The organism is Clostridium sp. AM58-1XD (genome assembly GCF_003464085.1).
In the GTDB taxonomy this organism is placed as follows: Bacteria; Bacillota; Clostridia; order Lachnospirales; family Lachnospiraceae; genus Lachnoclostridium_A.
In genome coordinates, this window is record NZ_QSDR01000028.1 from 43165 (window position 1) to 60983 (window position 17819).

At 47.8% G+C, this 17819-nt stretch carries 10 protein-coding genes and 1 pseudogene; 2 read left to right on the forward strand and 9 right to left on the reverse strand.

The genetic code is table 11. The features are described 5' to 3' along the window. Positions 1-68: 68 nt before the first annotated feature. The 6 genes from DXA13_RS16030 to DXA13_RS16055 all read right to left on the reverse strand — a co-directional run bounded on the left by DXA13_RS16030 (position 69) and on the right by DXA13_RS16055 (position 11008). Positions 69-1127 (reverse strand): LacI family DNA-binding transcriptional regulator, encoded by a 1059-nt coding sequence (locus DXA13_RS16030; protein ID WP_118245934.1) that lies wholly within the window; start codon positions 1125-1127, stop codon positions 69-71. A 477-nt stretch (positions 1128-1604) separates the two neighbouring features. Continuing rightward, positions 1605-4727 (reverse strand): leucine-rich repeat protein, encoded by a 3123-nt coding sequence (locus DXA13_RS16035; RefSeq protein ID WP_118245936.1) that lies wholly within the window; start codon positions 4725-4727, stop codon positions 1605-1607. 295 nt (positions 4728-5022) lie between these two features. Continuing rightward, positions 5023-8784 carry a phosphoribosylformylglycinamidine synthase gene (locus DXA13_RS16040; RefSeq protein WP_118245939.1) on the reverse strand — a complete coding sequence of 1254 codons (3762 nt, stop codon included), beginning with the start codon at positions 8782-8784 and terminating at the stop codon, positions 5023-5025. Positions 8785-8929: 145 nt separating this feature from the next. Further along, the gene (locus DXA13_RS16045; protein WP_118245941.1) at positions 8930-9775 is read right to left on the reverse strand and encodes a hypothetical protein; all 846 of its coding nucleotides are present in this window, start codon (positions 9773-9775) and stop codon (positions 8930-8932) included. 39 nt (positions 9776-9814) lie between these two features. Further along, positions 9815-10453, reverse strand: a complete 639-nt coding sequence (locus tag DXA13_RS16050; RefSeq protein WP_118245943.1) for a histidine phosphatase family protein — start codon at positions 10451-10453, stop codon at positions 9815-9817. Positions 10454-10468: 15 nt separating this feature from the next. After that, positions 10469-11008, reverse strand: a complete 540-nt coding sequence (locus tag DXA13_RS16055) for a sigma-70 domain-containing protein (protein ID WP_118245945.1) — start codon at positions 11006-11008, stop codon at positions 10469-10471. Positions 11009-11188: 180 nt separating this feature from the next. Here DXA13_RS16055 and DXA13_RS16060 point away from each other — a divergent pair, with 180 nt between their 5' ends. Then, positions 11189-12064: a LysR family transcriptional regulator gene (locus DXA13_RS16060; RefSeq protein WP_118245947.1), complete on the forward strand. Its 876-nt coding sequence runs from the start codon at positions 11189-11191 to the stop codon at positions 12062-12064. A gap of 147 nt (positions 12065-12211) precedes the next feature. Here the strand turns inward: DXA13_RS16060 and DXA13_RS16065 are convergent, their stop codons facing one another. Both DXA13_RS16065 and DXA13_RS23235 read right to left on the reverse strand, forming a co-directional pair. Next, a complete protein-coding gene (locus tag DXA13_RS16065) occupies positions 12212-13843 on the reverse strand; it encodes an ATP-dependent DNA helicase (RefSeq protein ID WP_347559888.1) in 1632 nt (543 codons plus the stop codon). Then, positions 13738-14568: a DEAD/DEAH box helicase gene (locus DXA13_RS23235; protein ID WP_347559887.1), complete on the reverse strand. Its 831-nt coding sequence runs from the start codon at positions 14566-14568 to the stop codon at positions 13738-13740. The genes DXA13_RS16065 and DXA13_RS23235 overlap by 106 nt, the downstream gene beginning before the upstream one ends. A 431-nt stretch (positions 14569-14999) precedes the next feature. Between DXA13_RS23235 and DXA13_RS16070 the strand changes: the two are divergent. After that, positions 15000-17095 (forward strand): annotated as a pseudogene (locus DXA13_RS16070) (sodium-translocating pyrophosphatase). A gap of 284 nt (positions 17096-17379) precedes the next feature. Here the strand turns inward: DXA13_RS16070 and DXA13_RS16075 are convergent. Continuing rightward, complete coding sequence (locus DXA13_RS16075; protein ID WP_118245956.1) at positions 17380-17622, reverse strand: HPr family phosphocarrier protein; 243 nt, start codon at positions 17620-17622, stop codon at positions 17380-17382. Positions 17623-17819 lie beyond the last annotated feature (197 nt).

Genomic DNA, 17819 nt, shown 5'->3' on the forward strand with positions numbered 1-17819 from the left:
GCAGACATGCCCGTCAAGCGCGGTATTTCTGCAGAACACTTTTAAATATTTTTTATTTTCATTTTTTCCTATTCTGTTGCAGGTTTTTCAATCTTTTTTGGAGGAGCCAGCGACTCTCTCATTTCAATATGAGCAGATAATTTCTGAGTTCTTGGAACCTTCTCCCCGCTCAGAAGTTTCTCCAGAGCTTCCATCGCAACTTCTCCCAGTCGCTCCATCGGAACTGAAACGGTTGAAAGGGCCGGTGTTACGAAAGACGCCGCATCGATATCATCGAAACCCACAACAGAAACATCCTGCGGAATCCGGTATCCTTTCCGCTCCAAAGCCTTCATTACTCCGATGGCCATAAGATCATTCTGCGCAAATATTGCTGTCACTCCATCGCTTCCTCCGATTTTCGGCAGGCGGTCCACTGCCATGATCCCTCCTTCAAAGGTAAAATCTCCTCTGACAATATATTCCGGAACAACAGGAATCCCTGCTTCCTCCAGAGCCTGGCGGAACGCCTTCTCCCTGTCTGATACGGTTGCAGACGATTTGCTTCCTGTGATCATGGAAATCCGCCTGTGCCCCATCTCTATTATGCTGCGGCACATTTCTCTGACTGCGCTGCCATTATCGACCTGTACGGAGTGAAGCGCCTTGTCAAATGGTTTTCCAATGACAACTGTCTTCATCTCCTTCTCCTGGAAAAGCTGGCTCTTCTTTGCTCCTTTTATAATACTGCTTCCCACCACAATCAGTCCGTCCACTCTCCGCTCCCACATGACTTCCAGGTAATGGGCGATTTTCTCTTCCGAACGGCCGGAATTCGCCAGGATCACGCTGTAATCGGAAAGCTGGGCGCGGCTTTCTATACTCTGAACGATCTTTGGATAATATGGATTGGATATATCCTGAATTATCAGCCCGATCGTCTTGGTGCTGGATGACTGAAGCCCTCTGGCAAGGGCATTGGGACGGTATTTTAATTCTTCCATCACCTCCAGCACGTGTTTCTTCGTCTTCTCGCTAACAAAATAATCATTGTTATTCAAGACTCTGGAAACCGTAGTGATGGACACATTAGCCATTTTTGCTACATCCTTGATTGTGACAGCCCGTGAAGTTTGCTCCTTTTTCATTATTATTTTCCCCTCTTTCCACGTTTTCTCAAATATCCACTGCTGCCTAATCCCTATGTACTACATTCTATATCATTTCACGTAAAAACTCTAGTACTTCTTGTTTTGTTGAAGGCTCTGCTGTAATCCAGGATCTGTTTACAGCTGGAAGTTTGTAACCGGCAGGTGGATCAGTCGATGAAAGACATGGAAAAGAGGGTGTTGCAAAAGTCGAATCCGCATTGCCTCCGATACCAGATTCCGTTCCAGGCAGTGGCCCAATGTCACTACATCTGGTATCGGAGGCGATGCTCTATTCCTTTTTACAACATCCTCTGAATTAATAATGTGTTCATTGATCACAGTCAGCCCTTGCAGTCCCTGTGCTCCCGCCGACCCTGTTCCTTCCTGCGGAATTACAAAGTCAAGCTTATACTGTACATATATGAGTCAGAGAGATCATTGGTAAGCACTCCGTTTATCAACACGTTAGTTTCGTCATAGTGGTTCCTCCTTCTGCAAGGCCCCTCTTGTCCCATCCGATTCCGGATTAAAATAATACTGTTTCCTGTCAATTTCCTTCCAGCCAACCGCCATCGCTCCGTCAGCACCCAGATAAAACCAACTCTGATATGCCGGGTCATAGTGCCATCCCGTCGCCATTGCTCCTTCTTTTAAGCCGGCCTTTGTCTTCGTATCCTCCTCCGTGCACAGATAATACCACTGGTTATTGATAAACTGCCAGCCGGTCAACATCCGGCCCTCTCCGTCGAAATAGTACCACAGATTGTCAACGATCCCCCAGCGGCCCGCCGCGTAAACGCCGTTTGTCTGGCGGAATTTCCAGATACCGGTTTCCGTCCGTTCCCAGGCGCCCCGAAGAATGTCGGTATTTTCCGCCGCACCGCCTTCGGAGGAACTCCGATTCCATAAATATACAATGCGGAAGCCGGCGAGATTGCCCACTACCTTGCCATACCTCCCAACCAGTATGACGCCCGAGCCGGAGATATGGCCGTTGATTATCAGTGTGCCTTCCACAACTATCGTACCATCCACAACAAGATTTCCGTCCACGGTCAGCACAATCCCGTCTGGAACCGTGATCTCCGCCTCCTCGCCAATCCATTTATCACCGGTGACAGACGTATCCTGCTTTACAGAAGCGAGGGCCCCGTCCGGGACATCCTCTTTCCCATCCCAGGAGGCATCGGCGATGGCATCCTGGTTCAGATAGGTGTTGAGCAGCAGCTGAACCCTGGGAGAATCGGTGGAAAGCGGCAGCGATTCCGGAAACGCCTGAAAGCCCAGTTTTTGAAGATTCGGGCCAATGTGAACCGAGTCAATGCCATCGCAGCCATCAAACGCCAACGTACCAATTTCAGTAACCGATTCCGGAAGGCTAAGAACTCCGGTAAAGTTAACACAATCCTTAAATGAAATTTGATCAATGGTTTCTAATCCGGCCGGGAGTTCCAAATTTCCTGTAAACCCACATCCGTTAAACGCGCTTATCTCAATGGAGGTTAACGTATCAGGAAGAGACAAGGCTCCGGTAAAGCCCGCACGCTGAAACGTACTTTCTAAAATATTGCTCAATCTCCCTTTGATAATTAAATTACCGGTAAAGCCCGTATTCCGAAAAGCAGCTCTTCCTATATAGGACACGTTTTCAGGAATCGTTAAATCGCCGGTAAAGCCAGAATGACTAAACGTGTCGAGGCCAATATAGGTCAATGTCTCCGGAAGGCGGAGCTGCCCTGAAAACTCATTATAGATAAAAGCAGATTTTTCGATGCAGGTAAGCGTCTCCGGAAGGCGGAGCGAACCAGTAATATGTTGGTTGAAGAAAGCCTTTTCACCAATATGGGTCACAGAATACATGTTTCCGTCCGGAGCCTTGACTGTATCCGGAATGAACACATCCTTATCAGGGTCTCCGCTGTATTTGATTAGCTTTACCGCATCACTTCCGATCCTTATATATCTCATATTCCCATCTTGAAACCCTGTATCCGCTGACGGCTGAAATGGCTGGCCTTCCACCCTAATCTTCTCCTTAAGGATGCCGGAATCAAAAAGCAAGTCGCCCACCTCCTGTTTCCCGGTATCATAACCCTCAATATCGGTTCCATTAAACGCCCGTTCTCCGATTCTAGTCACTCCGTCCGGGATTCGTAGCCGGCCTGTCAATTTGCTGCAGTTAAAAAACGCCCCCATTTCAATCGAGGTTATTCCATCCGGCAAAACCAGTTTGCCTGTGAAATCGCAATTTTCAAAAGCCATATCACCAATATCGGTAATTGAATCCGGAAGTTTCAACTCGCCTGTAAATTTACACATAGAAAACGTCTCACGCTCTATTACCTTCAGTTCTTTAGGCAGAGTAAGTCTCCCTTCAAATCCAATGTTACAGAACGCCCACTGGCCAATGTACGTCACTGAATCCGGAATGAACAGATCTCCGGTAAATGTACAGTCTCTGAACGCTGAATTTCCAATAAAGGTCAACTCCTCCGGTAAAATCAGCCGGCCGGTAAATCCGGTTGACTGAAACGCGCCTCCCCCTATGTAAGTCAGCGTATCCGGCAAGTGAAGCTCGCCTGTAAAGCCGCTTTCGTAAAATACGGAGTCTTCGATTCGTACCAGTGAATCCGAAAGGATCAGTTCACCCATAAAGTTACATCTCTCAAATGCCGCCTTCCCGATTTCAGTCACCGTATCGGGAATAACCAGATCTCCCGTCAGTCCGGTACAGTCCCTGAACGCTCCATTCACAATACGGACCACCTTGTACTCCTGGCCGTTTGCAGGCTTTACCACCTTATCCGGGATAATGAGCGACCCCTTCGGCTTTTCACCGTCATACCCCATAAGCTGCACCGTGTCAGGCCCCAGCTCCTTATAACTCAATCCGTCCGCGGCAAAATGGTCGTTGATGGTATATACCTCGGCTCCTCCCAATATCACACTCACTGATATGGCTGGGTCGCATACATATCCCTCTGGCAGCTTGGCAGTAAACTCAAATTCGCCGGTATACGGCCACCGCCCCTCCTCGTCCTGCTCATATTCCGGACAGCTCCAATCGGCGATGGAAAGCTCCACAGCCTCTGTTTCATCCGCGATGAACGCATCAACCTGCGTGGGCAGCATGGAAACCACCGTTTCAAAATCTGCCTGATTTTCCTGATTAACGCCAATCAGGGACAGTTGGCCCCCGTTCAGATTATCACCATCCACGAACTCCCATCGAAAGACTGTCTTTTCCGAGCTCTCTTCCACCAGCTTTTCGTCCTGTGAAGGGATCTCGCCTTCCTCCAGCTCCTCGTCCTGTGAAGGGGTCTCGCCTTCCTCCAGTTCTTCGCCCTGTGAAGGGGTCTTACCTTCCTCCAACTCCTCGCCCTGCCCAGTTAGCGTGTCGTCCAGCCTGGAAGTGTCCTCTACTTTCGAGTCCACATCAGCGGACGTGTCATATCCCATTTCCTCCTTATTATCCTCCACGCCCAAAATGTGATCCGCCTGCACCATATTCTTTGCCCACGCCTCTGTTGAAAACTGGGTGTTTAAAAGCAAAGCAATCAGCAGCACGGAAATCCTTCGTTTCTGCTTTCCTCTCATCTGCCTTTTCCTCCTGTTCCTCCTCCTTCTGATCTCGTCAAGTATGGTCCTGCGAAGATGAACAAATTCGTTCATCTTCCCATAAACGACGAAATGCGAACACGCTTTTCCATGTCCGCATTTCTTATTATCAGTTATATTTATATTCTACCAGAAAGGGAACGATAATTCAACAAGAAAACTGTTATTTTAAGCAGAGGTTCTTCCAGGGTAGAGAAAGCCGGTATAGCCCGAAGATATGGACTATACCGGCTTTTAAGATATTATAAAGAGATATCAAAAATTCATTCGGGTATTATTTAAAATACTTCACACCTGACTCGAATATCTTCATATCCTGTTCGCCGTAGATATTCATGGCTACCGCTTCTCCCCGTCTTTCGGAATGAGCCATCTTGCCCAAAATTCTTCCGTCAGGACTGATAATACCTTCAATCGCCATATAGGAACCGTTCGGATTCCAGAATTCATCCATTGTCGCATTGCCCTGATCATCCACATACTGTGTTGCCACCTGGCCGTTTGCAAACAGCTTCTTCAGCCATTCGTCGTTCGCCACGAAGCGGCCCTCGCCATGGGAAGCCGGATTGCAGTATACGCCGCCCAGCTCTGCTCCTGCGAGCCATGGGGACTTGTCTGAAATTACTTTTGTGTAGACCATCTTGGAAATATGACGGCCGATGGTGTTCATGGTCAGAGTCGGAGAATCCGGCCTCTGTTCACAAATCGCTCCCTCCGGTACGAGTCCCAGCTTAATCAGCGCCTGGAAGCCGTTGCAGATGCCCAGCATAAGGCCGTCGCGCTCGTTTAAGAGCTTCATGATCTCTTCCTTGATTACGGCGTTACGGAATACTGCTGCAAAAAACTTGGCAGAACCTTCCGGTTCGTCACCAGCGGAGAAACCGCCGGGGAACATGACGATCTGTGCTTTTGCAATTTCTTTTCTGTACACTTCTACAGATTCTCTGATATCTTCCGCAGAGAAGTTCTTGAATACCTTTGTCGCAACCTTTGCGCCTGCACGCTCAAAGGCCTTCGTGCTGTCGTATTCGCAGTTCGTTCCCGGAAATACAGGAATAAACACGTTCGGCTGTGCGATTTTATGACTGCATACATAGACGGAATCTGCCTTGAATGCGTCATGGGAGACGTCTTCCAGCTTCACGCCTGATACGGTAGGGAATACCTTTTCCAGCGTATCAGTCCATGCATTCAGAGCCTCATCCATTGTAATCACAGTGTTGGAATATTCGAATCTTCCCGTATCCGTCACCTCACCAATCACCGTATATGATATGGATAGCTCTCCTACCTTGCCGTCGGGAACTTCACAGACGATGTTGCCCCAGCCTGGTGCAAAGAAATCTCTCGGATCTACATTGTGTTCAATCTTCACGCCCAGCTTGTTACCGAATGCCATCTTACTGACAGCCTCGGCCATACCGTTTCTCTCTACTTCGTAAGCGGAAATGATTCTGCCCGCTTTGATGTCCTCGCGAATTTTTTTGTATCCATCCATGATCTGTCCGTATACAGGCAGGTCATATTCGTCTTTCTCGATCTTAAATACGACGATCTTGCTGCCCGGTTTCTTGAACTCAGGAGTAATAATATCCTTATGACTCGCCACATCCACGGCAAAGGAAACGAGCGTCGGAGGCACATTGATCTCTCCGTGTTCGTCGTTGAACGTGCCGGACATACTGTCCTTTCCGCCAATGGAAGGGAGACCGAATCCAAGTTGTGCCGCATATGCGCCCAGAAGCGCTGCGAAAGGCTGGCTCCATCTTTCCGGATTCTCGCTCATCCTGCGGAAATATTCCTGGAACGTAAAGCGGATCTTGCTGTAATCCCCGCCTGCGGCAACAATTTTAGCAACGGAAGAGACAACGGCATAAATTGCTCCGTGATATGGGCTCCAGCTGGAAAGGTATGGATCAAAGCCATAACTCATCATGGTAACCGTATCCGTATGACCCTCCAGCACAGGAAGTTTTGCAACCATGGACTGCGTTTCTGTCAGCTGGTACTTACCGCCGTAAGGCATGAATACGCTGCCTGCGCCGATGGAACCGTCGAACATCTCCACAAGGCCTTTCTGTGAGCACACATTTAAGGATGCCAGCATATTCATCCATGTCTTCTTCACATCGTCAATTTCTTTTCTGTCAAAGAGATTTCCTTCTTTATTCGGCACTTCCAGAGTCACATCCGCTTCCTGATGCGCTCCGTTTGTATCCAGAAATGCCCGGCTGACATCTACGATGGTTTTTCCTCTCCAGTTCATCACCAGCCTTGGACTCTCCGTAACAGTCGCTACGGTAACAGCCTCCAGATTCTCTTCTGCCGCATATTTTAAGAAGGTATCTACATCTTTCGGGTCTACGACAACGGCCATACGCTCCTGTGATTCAGAAATAGCGATTTCCGTTCCGTCCAGACCTGCATATTTTTTCGGAACTTTGTCCAGATCGATAATCAGTCCTGCTGCCAGCTCGCCGATGGCAACGGAAACGCCGCCTGCGCCGAAGTCATTACATTTCTTAATAATACTGCTCACTTCCGGCCTGCGGAACATTCTCTGGATCTTTCTCTCTGTCGGCGCATTTCCCTTCTGTACTTCCGCACCACATACTTCGATAGAGGCTTCCGTATGAACCTTGGAAGAGCCTGTCGCTCCGCCGATTCCGTCACGCCCCGTACGGCCGCCCAGCAGAATAATGATATCTCCAGGATCAGATGTTTCGCGGATCACGTTCTTTCTTGGAGCCGCACCCATAACGGCGCCGATTTCCATTCTCTTCGCAACGTAGCCCGGATGATAGATTTCTTTTACATAACCTGTTGCCAGGCCGATCTGGTTGCCGTAAGAGCTGTATCCATGCGCTGCTCCTGTCACCAGCTTCTTCTGGGGAAGCTTGCCTTTCAGCGTCTCGTTCAACGGCTTTGTCGGATCTGCAGCGCCGGTTACGCGCATAGCCTGATATACATACGTCCGTCCGGAAAGAGGATCGCGGATCGCGCCGCCTAAGCATGTTGCAGCGCCGCCGAAAGGTTCGATCTCTGTCGGATGGTTGTGTGTTTCATTTTTAAAGTTAACAAGCCATTCTTCCGTAACTCCGTCAATTTCAACCGGCACTACGATACTGCAGGCGTTAATCTCATCAGATACTTCCAGGTCCTCCAGTTTCCCCTCTGCGCGAAGCTTTTTCATGGCCATCAGCGCCAGATCCATCAGGCATACGAACTTGTCCTTACGGTCCTTGTAAATCTCCTCTCTGTCGCTCAAATACCGGCTGTATGTCTCCTCGATCGGCTTCTTGTAGTCGCCATCTGTGAACGTCACATTTTTAAGCTCTGTGGAGAATGTGGTATGGCGGCAGTGATCCGACCAGTACGTATCGAGAACGCGGATTTCCGTAACGGACGGATTGCGTTTTTCTTCATTAATATAATAATTCTGAATATGCTGGAAATCTTTAAATGTCATGGCCAGATTCAGAGAATCATACAGCTCCTTCAGGGTGCTTTCACCAGCAGTACAGAAATCTCCGAAAATTTTCACATCTTCCGGAACCTCGAATTCCGTCACAAGGGTGGCCGGCTTTTTCTCATCCGTCTCCCTGGAATCCACCGGATTGATGCAAAAAGATTTCACCGCTTTCTTCTGTTCTTCACTCAGCATGCCGGAAATGACATATGTGGTAGCCGTGCGGATGACCGGCTCCTCATTTTCATTCAGCAGTTTCACACACTGTTCTGCAGAATCGGCTCTCTGGTCGAACTGCCCCGGCAGAAACTCTACTGAGAATATGGTATCGCCTTCTTCATGGGAAAATGTCTCTTCATATAAATCGTCTACCGGCGGCTCGGAAAAAATGGTGCCCAAAGCAGTTTTATATGTTGTTTCCGACAGGTTCTCAATATCATAACGGATCAGGACTCTTACTCCCGCAACAGTCTGAATTCCCAGATAGCTTTCAATTTCTTCCCGGAGTTCCTTTGCTTTTACTGCATAATCCGGTTTCTTTTCCACATAGATACGTCTAACGCTCATGCTTTTCCTCCTGTTTGTATCTGCTTAAAAAGGCAGATAGTAATCAAGTTGACACTGAGTTACATAATCATCTGCCTTTATCATATCACAAGGAATATAAATTAGTAAAATTAATATATCTTATATTTTTTATAAGCTGTTATCATTACCTCTTTTTCTTTTTCAAGATTTTCATAATGTAATACCAGGCGATTCCCAGGGCAAAGAAAATGATCAGATTGCGCGCCATATACTTAGGCGCGAACTGGTCCAGCCACGAGCTGCGGCTCTGATTGATCATCAGAGGGCCGGCTTCCTGAAGGCTGTCAAAGTGAATGCTGTCCACCATGGAACGAAGCAGCGCCTTATTCTCTTTTGACAGCTCTCCGCCAAATGAAAACATCTGGAAGCAGAGGCGGCTGCCGTTCACAATCGTGTAATACTGCTCCCCGTTTGCAGCTCCGTTCAGGTCAGCCTCTCCAGCGATAAACTTGGCCTGTGGATGATCGTAGATCACGTAATCGTGAATATTTATACCATTACTGCCGCCTTCCTTCGGGGTTACCAGATCGTCGGCGAAAGTCTTGATATCCGCTTCGGAAAACTGGGTGAGGTGTACAATCTCCTGATCCTGTCCGGATAGGGTAATATTGAACTCCACTTTTTCATCTTTATTAATACTGTCGAGGAGAATTCCGTGTTCCCTGTATTTCTTTAATATCTTCTCCCCGTCCATCTCATTTTCCGCAAAAGCAGAATCGTCCTCAGCCATTTCCGATGATATGGTAATCCATCCCTTTGGAACGTGGATCTCCATTCCCAGAGACTCAATTCTAACAGGCGTTTCGGAAAGCTCTGCCTCTTCTGCCCACGCAGTCACGGCCGGAGCTGCCGCAGTAAGACCGACCGCCAGTCCGACTGCCGTTATGGCCGCCGCCAGTCCGGTTCTGAATTGTTGAATCCTGCTTCTCCTGTTCCCGCAGCTTCTGTTCCACATCTCTTTTCTGCTCATTTTGCTTTCAACCTCTTTTCTTTCCGCCTCCTTAACATGTCAGAACCTGACTTTTCCTTCTCCCTCGGAAAATCCCTGCAAGTGGCTTACGTCATTCGCGTCCAGCATGGTATATTTCCCTGTTTTTTCATCATAAGCCACCGTGCTGATGCTCACATTCTTCACTATGATCTCATCGTGGTCACCCAGCTCTTTCTCCAGCATGCTCGATACAATATAAGCCAGGGACGCCCCGTGGGATATGACTGCAACATCGCCCTGGGCGAGGCTGACGACCTCTTTTAAAGCTCTTTTCACCCGATCATAAATCTGCGGCCTGGACTCTCCTCCCGGAGGCGTAATTTTCGCCGGTTCACTGCACCAGATTTCAAATTCCTTTGGATATTTCCTGCTGATTTCATCCCAGGTCATGCCTTCCCACTCCCCGAACTCCACTTCCTCCAGGCCGTCGATCACGGTTACGCCCACATTCTGGCTTTTGCCGATGGCTTTTGCCGTTTCATATGCTCTTTTCTGCCTGCTGGAAAATATCTGCACAACCGGCCGTTTTTTCATTCCTTCTGCCAGAAGCTCTGCCTGCCTTCTGCCTGTTTCATTCAGTGAAATGTCGTGGCGCCCCTGAATTTTCCCTTCCAGGTTCCAGTCCGTCTGTCCATGACGTATTAAATAAATCTTCATCTCTGTCTTCCTGCCTTATTCCTCATCGTCCATTTTCAAATGCTCTGCCTGGCTCACATTGACTGCATCCAGGGCAATTTTCATAATGCCTTTGATCTCATCCGGCGTCATCTTCATCTTTTCAGCCAGCTCGTCGACCGTCGCTTCTCTCCCCAGTTCCTTTGCCATCATGGAAGAAACCTGCTGAAGCACGTTCACCCTTGCGAGCATCTCTTCTTCAATCTCAGCCTCCTGCTTCTGTTCGGCAACGACAGACTCCAGCGCTTTTCTCACTTCATCTTCAAGATAAGTCTGGAAATCACCGCCGTCAAATCCACCCACCGCAAAAGTCAGAGCCATGTTGGCTTCCTGAACCAGGTCATTCATGACTACCCCCTGGTTTTCGTATTCTTTTGCATATTCCAGAACGGTCTTCAGATTGCCTTCAATCAGCCTGTCCCTGACAGACATATCTCCCTGCGAAAGCCGGAAAAGGAGCTTCTCCTCTTCTTCTCTTTCCAGGTTTCTGATCTGCTCCAGCTCTTCCAGATACATCTGATAAAAATCATCATGCATTTTTTTTCGCTCCTGTCCTGCCCCATCACTTCGCGGGCAAATTGCTTATTCAATAACAAGTATATCTTTCGCCAACATTTCCGTCAAGTAGATGCCCCAGGTGGATTCCTGTCGAAAATATGCCTTTACATTGTCCGTCCTTCTATGATAATATGATAAGAGTTATAAGGGGGCCTAATAATGGACATCAACTATGAATTATACAAGGTTTTTTATCACGTAGCAGTTACCCTCAGTTTCTCTGAAGCGTCCAAACAGCTGTTCATATCCCAGTCTGCTGTCAGCCAATCCATCAAAGTTTTGGAAAAGAAACTGAATCAGACACTTTTTATCCGCAGTACGAAGAAGGTTCAGCTGACACCGGAAGGAGAAATCCTTTTAAAGCATATCGAACCGGCTATGAACCTGATCAAAAGGGGTGAAAATCAGCTGCTGGAAGCGAATACACTGAACGGAGGCCAGCTGCGTATCGGCGCCAGCGATACGATCTGCCGCTATTATCTGATTCCTTTCCTGAATCAGTTTCACAAAGATTACCCGAATGTACATATAAAGGTCAACAATCAGACCTCTATTGAATGTGCCCACCTTCTGGAAAACGGTCAGGTAGACTTTATTATTACCAATTTCCCCAATTCCGGTCTGTCCAATACCCAGAATATACGCAGCCTGCAGGAATTTTCCGATGTGTTCGTGGCAAACCAGCATTATTTTCCGCTGAAGGATCAGGTAATGAGCCTGAGAGGTCTTCAGTCCTATCCGATTCTCATGCTGGACAGAAAGAGCACCACCAGCGAATTCCTTCACAGCATGTTCCAAAAGTACCAGCTGGATCTCGTTCCCGAAATTGAGTTGAGCAGCAACGACCTGCTGATCGATCTGGCCCGCATCGGCCTGGGAATCGCTTTTGTCCCTGATTTCTGTATACCGGACAACGACAAGGACCTGTTTATTCTGAACCTGGAAGAAAAGCTTCCGCCAAGGCAGATCGTCGTGGCATATAATGAAAATCTGCCGATTTCACAGGCAGCAAAACAGTTTATGGAAATGATGTGAACTCGCAAAAAATAATCCCGGTCTGTTTCGAGGCAGCTAGCCAAGTCGCAGACCGGGATTATTTTTGTTCTGCCGTGTTACAGACCGGGGGCAGGGCTGAAAGAGCTTAGTTTGAGATATAAAGTCCATAAAATTTGTCATTTTTCATCACATATATTGACTCCAGAAGCCCTCCAGCGCCCCTTTCACTGTTCTTCTGTTTACTATCTTATAATCGTCCCACTCTATGGGAAACATCGCCTGGTAATCCCGTTCCAGAAACCGCTCATCGAGAAGCGCTATGATCCCTTTGTCATCTATGGTACGGATTACACGGCCAGCCGCCTGCATAACCTTGTTCATTCCAGGATACTGGTAGGCAAAATGGAATCCATTCTGCTTATTTTTATCAAAATATTCCTTTAATATTTCCTGTTCCGTACATACCATAGGAAGTCCTGTTCCCACCAGAATCGCTCCGATCAGCCGTTCTTCCTTCAAATCAATCCCTTCCGAAAACAGTCCGCCCATGACGCAGAAGGCGGCAAAGGCTTTGTCTCCCTCCACCTCAAACTGCCTTAAAAATTCTTCTCTTTCCTCTTCCCGCATGCCGCTTTTCTGCACGGTCCAGAGAAATTCAGGATTCCGTTCTTCCAGAATGGCCGCCGCCTCTCTCATATACTGATAAGACGGGAAAAAGACCATATAATTGCCCTTTTTCGCACCGACAATCGTCTCAACATAATCCACTATTTTCCCGTATTCAGACCTGCTTCTGCGGCTGTATCGGCTGCTCACATCGCCGGCTACCAGCAGTAGACGGTTTTCCTGTTTAAATGGAGACCTGGCATAAACAGCGTAATCTTCTTTATTTCCGCTCAAAAGCTCTTTATAGTAATTGACAGGTAGAAGTGTTGCGGAAAAAAACACAGCCGCATTCCCCTGTTTTAAACAGTTTACAAGATTTCCGGATGGATTCACACAGAACAGTCTCACTGCAAACTGGCCTTCTCTGTCCATTTCCGTGTAAATCTGATAATTTTCATCCACCAGTTCATAGATGTAGAGAAAATTTCTTATTCGGAAGTAAAAGTCCAGGACCAGGTCCCTGTCCTGAAATTCCAGATTCTCATCCATGAATTTCTGCAGCGCTGTGAACATGGCTGTGACTGCCAGGATCAGATGATTGATTTCCGGCAGAATCTGGACGCCTTCGCATTCTCTCTTCATTTCCAGCAAAATTTTATTGCACCGGTCCAGAAGGCGGCACAGACTGGGCGACCGGTCCTTCAGTATCCGTTTTACAAGGAGCACTTCTTCCTTAATCAGCACTTCACTGTACATTTCCCTTGCCCTGCTCACCAGATTGTGGGCTTCGTCGATCAGGAACAAATAATCTCCGGAAACATTATCTGAAAAATACCGTTTCAGCCTGACATTCGGGTCAAATACGTAATTGTAATCGCAGATAATTCCATCCATCCAGTTGCTGATATCCAGGCAGAATTCAAAGGGACATATCTTGTACTGTTCTGCGTATGACAGGATCGTTTCCCGGTCAATCCCGGATTCCCTGTGGATGATTTCGTAGACCGCGTCATTCACGCGGTCAAAATGACCTTTGGCATAGGGGCAGCTTTCCGGATTGCAGTCAGGCTTCTCCAGAAAACACAGTTTATCCTTTGCCGTTATAGTTACTGTGGAGAAATACAGCCTCTGTCTCTCAGAATTCGATAAGTATCTTCTGCTACGCTTCTCGTTATGGTCTTCGCCGTCAGATAGAATATTTTGTCCCCATATCCTTCTCCTACGGCCTTTAATGCCGGATAAACTGCAGAGAGCGTTTTCCCGATTCCTGTCGGAGCCTGTATAAACAGATTCTTCCCCCGGCTGATACTCCTGTACACAGCTACGGCCAGGTCTCTCTGGCCCTCCCGGTAGGGAAAGGGAAATTCCAGATTCTTTATGGATTCGTCTCTCCGTATTCCGTGATGGTACAGATATCTGGCCCACTTCACATATTCATGAATCAGTCCCAAAAACCATTCTTCCAGTTCTTCAAATGACCGTTCTTCCCGAAACCGCCTGATTTCCTCTGTTTCTATGTTGCAGTATGTGATCTGGACGCCGATGGCGTCCAGATTATTCTTTAAGGAATAAAAATACCCGTAGCATCTAGCCTGTGCCAGATGGATTTCATCGGCAGCCTCTTTTTTTCCAAGGTCCTGGTAAATCCCCTTGATTTCGTCAATTGTGATTCCCGATGATTCCGTAATAATCCCGTCTGCACGGCCCTCAATTTCGATTCGGAACTGTTCTTCTTCGACCACATGTTTTAAGACGACTTCCGCCTGATATCCGGCCCCCATACGGCGCTGAATCTTTCTGTGAATCCTGCTGCCTTCCTGCATGGCCTCCTTTTCAGCGCCTGCAGTTCTCCTGTTGTCCAGATCGCCGGAGCGAAGCACAAATTCGACCAGATTTCTCACCGATATTTTAATTTTTCTGTCCTCTCCTGTTTTCATCGCTTCCTCCATACTGGGATATCATAGGCTTTCTGCGGCTCGCGCAGAAACCGTTTTATGCGCAGGTATAATGTCTGCTTCGCATACATTATACCATATCCGTTACACGGCTATGGGGCCTCCGGCGGATTTGAGCGCACGGCTTTTGGCGGTATACGCCAAAACCGATAATGCGCAGGTATAATGTCTGCTTCGCATACATTATACCATGTTATTGTTATTTTGTCTGGATGGGGGTTTTTATTGTCTTGTTTGGTAAATATTAGAAAACTATGCGGCAGAAGCAAAATAATTTTTCGATAACTTTCCTTTTTCATTCAAATATTGTATAATATTATAAGGATGAGTGATTTTTTGTCCAAACTATTTTCATTTTTTCACAAATATCTTTTACAATTTAATATCTTTATATTATAAAAGGAGGCATCTTTATGAGCATCATGTATTTCGTTGCATTTGGTTCTGTTCTTGCACTGGCATTCGCTGCTTCCAAGTTTTATCAGGTAAAACGAGAACCACCGGGAACGGAGGAAATGGTCAAAATCTCCAATGCCGTCAGCAATGGCGCTTCCGCTTATTTAAGACGGCAGTACAAAGGTGTAGCTGTCTTTTTTGTCGTTATATTCGCCATCCTGATCGCAATGGCATTTATGGCTTTTTAAGCTTTTTTACGCCATTTGCATTTATAACGGGCGGCTTCTTCTCCGGCATGTCTGGTTTTATCGGGATGCGGACAGCCACCATGGCCAACTGCCGTACTGCCAGCGGTGCAGCTAACAGCCTGAACCGCGGACTTAAAATCGCATTTTCCGCCGGTTCCGTCATGGGCTTTACCGTCGTAGGGCTCGGCCTGCTCGACCTCTCTATCTGGTACTTCTTTCTGAACTACTGGTATACTGCCGTCGCCCCTGCCGCTTCAGAGGCCGAATTAATTCAGAACATTACCGCCAATATGCTCACCTTCGGAATGGGCGCTTCCAGTATGGCCCTTTTCGCCCGTGTAGGCGGGGGAATTTTTACAAAGGCTGCCGATGTAGGCGCCGACCTGGTAGGCAAAGTTGAAGCCGGAATTCCAGAGGATGATCCCCGCAATCCGGCTGTCATTGCCGACAACGTAGGTGATAATGTGGGGGATGTTGCCGGAATGGGTGCTGATCTCTATGAATCCTATGTCGGTTCCATCGTCTCAACAGCCGCGCTGGCCGTTGCCGCAGGTTTCGGCATAAAGGGCGTAGGAATCCCCATGCTGCTGGCGGCTGCCGGCGTGCTGGCTTCCATTACAGGCACATTTCTCATTAAAACAAAGGAGGGGGCAACACAAAAGAATCTCCTTCATGCACTGAGAGTGGGTACGAATTTCAGCGCTGTACTGATCGCTGTCATCGCATTTTTTATCGTACGGATCCTGCTTCCCGGCCATATGGGCGTTTTTACCGCAGTTATCTCCGGGCTGGTCGCAGGCGTTCTCATCGGAGCAATTACAGAATATTTTACTTCCGACTCCTATTCTCCTACTCGCCGTCTGTCGGCTTCCAGTGAAACAGGTTCTGCCACTGTTATTATCAGCGGGCTTTCTCTTGGAATGATGTCGACAGTAGCACCTGTTATTATTGTAGGCATATCTGTTCTGACCAGCTACTATGCCTCCGGCGGAGCGGCCGACTTTAATATGGGACTTTATGGAATCGGTGTATCGGCAGTCGGCATGCTTTCCACTCTGGGAATTACGCTGGCTACAGACGCTTACGGCCCTATTGCAGACAATGCGGGTGGAATCGCCGAAATGACCCATATGCCGGCCCAAGTGCGGGAACGGACGGATGCCCTGGACTCCCTCGGTAACACAACCGCTGCCACCGGGAAAGGCTTTGCCATCGGCTCTGCCGCCCTGACTGCTCTGGCATTGATCGCATCTTATATCGACAAAGTTCATCAGCTGGATCCGGATATCGCGCTGAATCTCACGATCACCAATCCAACCGTACTCATCGGTCTCTTCATCGGCGGTATGCTGCCATTCCTCTTTGCCGCCCTGACGATGGAAGCCGTAGGCAAAGCTGCACAATCCATTGTAGTCGAAGTACGCCGCCAGTTCCGTGAAACAAAAGGGCTGATGGAAGGGACTGCCGAACCCGATTATGCAGCATGTGTCGATATGTGTACGCGTTCCGCGCAGAAGCTTATGCTGGCTCCTGCACTCATTGCCGTTATCGTACCCATCATTACGGGACTGATTCTCGGCGTAAACGGTGTAGCAGGACTTCTGGCAGGCAACACAGTCACCGGCTTTGTACTGGCCGTCATGATGGCAAATTCAGGCGGTGCCTGGGACAATGCGAAGAAATACATTGAAAGCGGCGCTCACGGAGGCAAAGGTTCCGATTGTCATAAAGCAGCTGTTGTCGGGGATACGGTCGGTGATCCGTTCAAGGATACTTCCGGCCCTTCCATCAATATCCTGATAAAGCTGACCTCCATGGTATCAATCGTTTTCGCAGGCCTGATTGTTGCGGTGCATCTCCTTTGACGTAATGCAAATACGAGGTGCCACGCCCTCTCAGCACTGCAGCGGAGTCATATCCGCCGCAGTGAACTCTCTGCATGCGGGGCATGCAATCGCCTCAGCGACATAAATCCTTTCTCGCGAGTGCGCCTACCCGATCATGCAGGGCGACCCTGCCCGGAAGGATCTTTTGTTAGATAGTAATGTTCTCCGAACTATCCTATGTAACAAAAAACAGGGCTGCCGCTTCCCAGCTGTCAACTCAGCTGATGGGCGGCACCCCTGTTTTTTACACTTTTAACGATGCTTTATGCTGCATTATATTTACTTGCTGCCTTCTCATTCAGGAAAGCTTCTAAATCTTCATTTTCTCCGTCATACTCAACAGTCAAAACTCTTCTTAAATCCAGACTTAAAACGCCAAGAATGGATTTCGCATCAATTATAACACGATTATAAAATACGTTAATGTCAAAATCACACTTCATTGCAACAGCTACGAAAGCCTTTGCCTCAGCAATTGTCGGTAACATAATTTTTCTTTGTTTCATCATAGTGAACAACTCCTTTATTTAACTAACATATGCATTTCTAAAAGTGTTGACATAGTTATAACATTAAATTCATATCTTGTCAAATTCAGGGAAATAAGTCAGAAAGCCCTCATTCCTTGTGCATTTTGATGTTTTTTTACATGTTTATACATGTCCTTCTGGATATTATCATTAACATATTTTGGATAATTTGG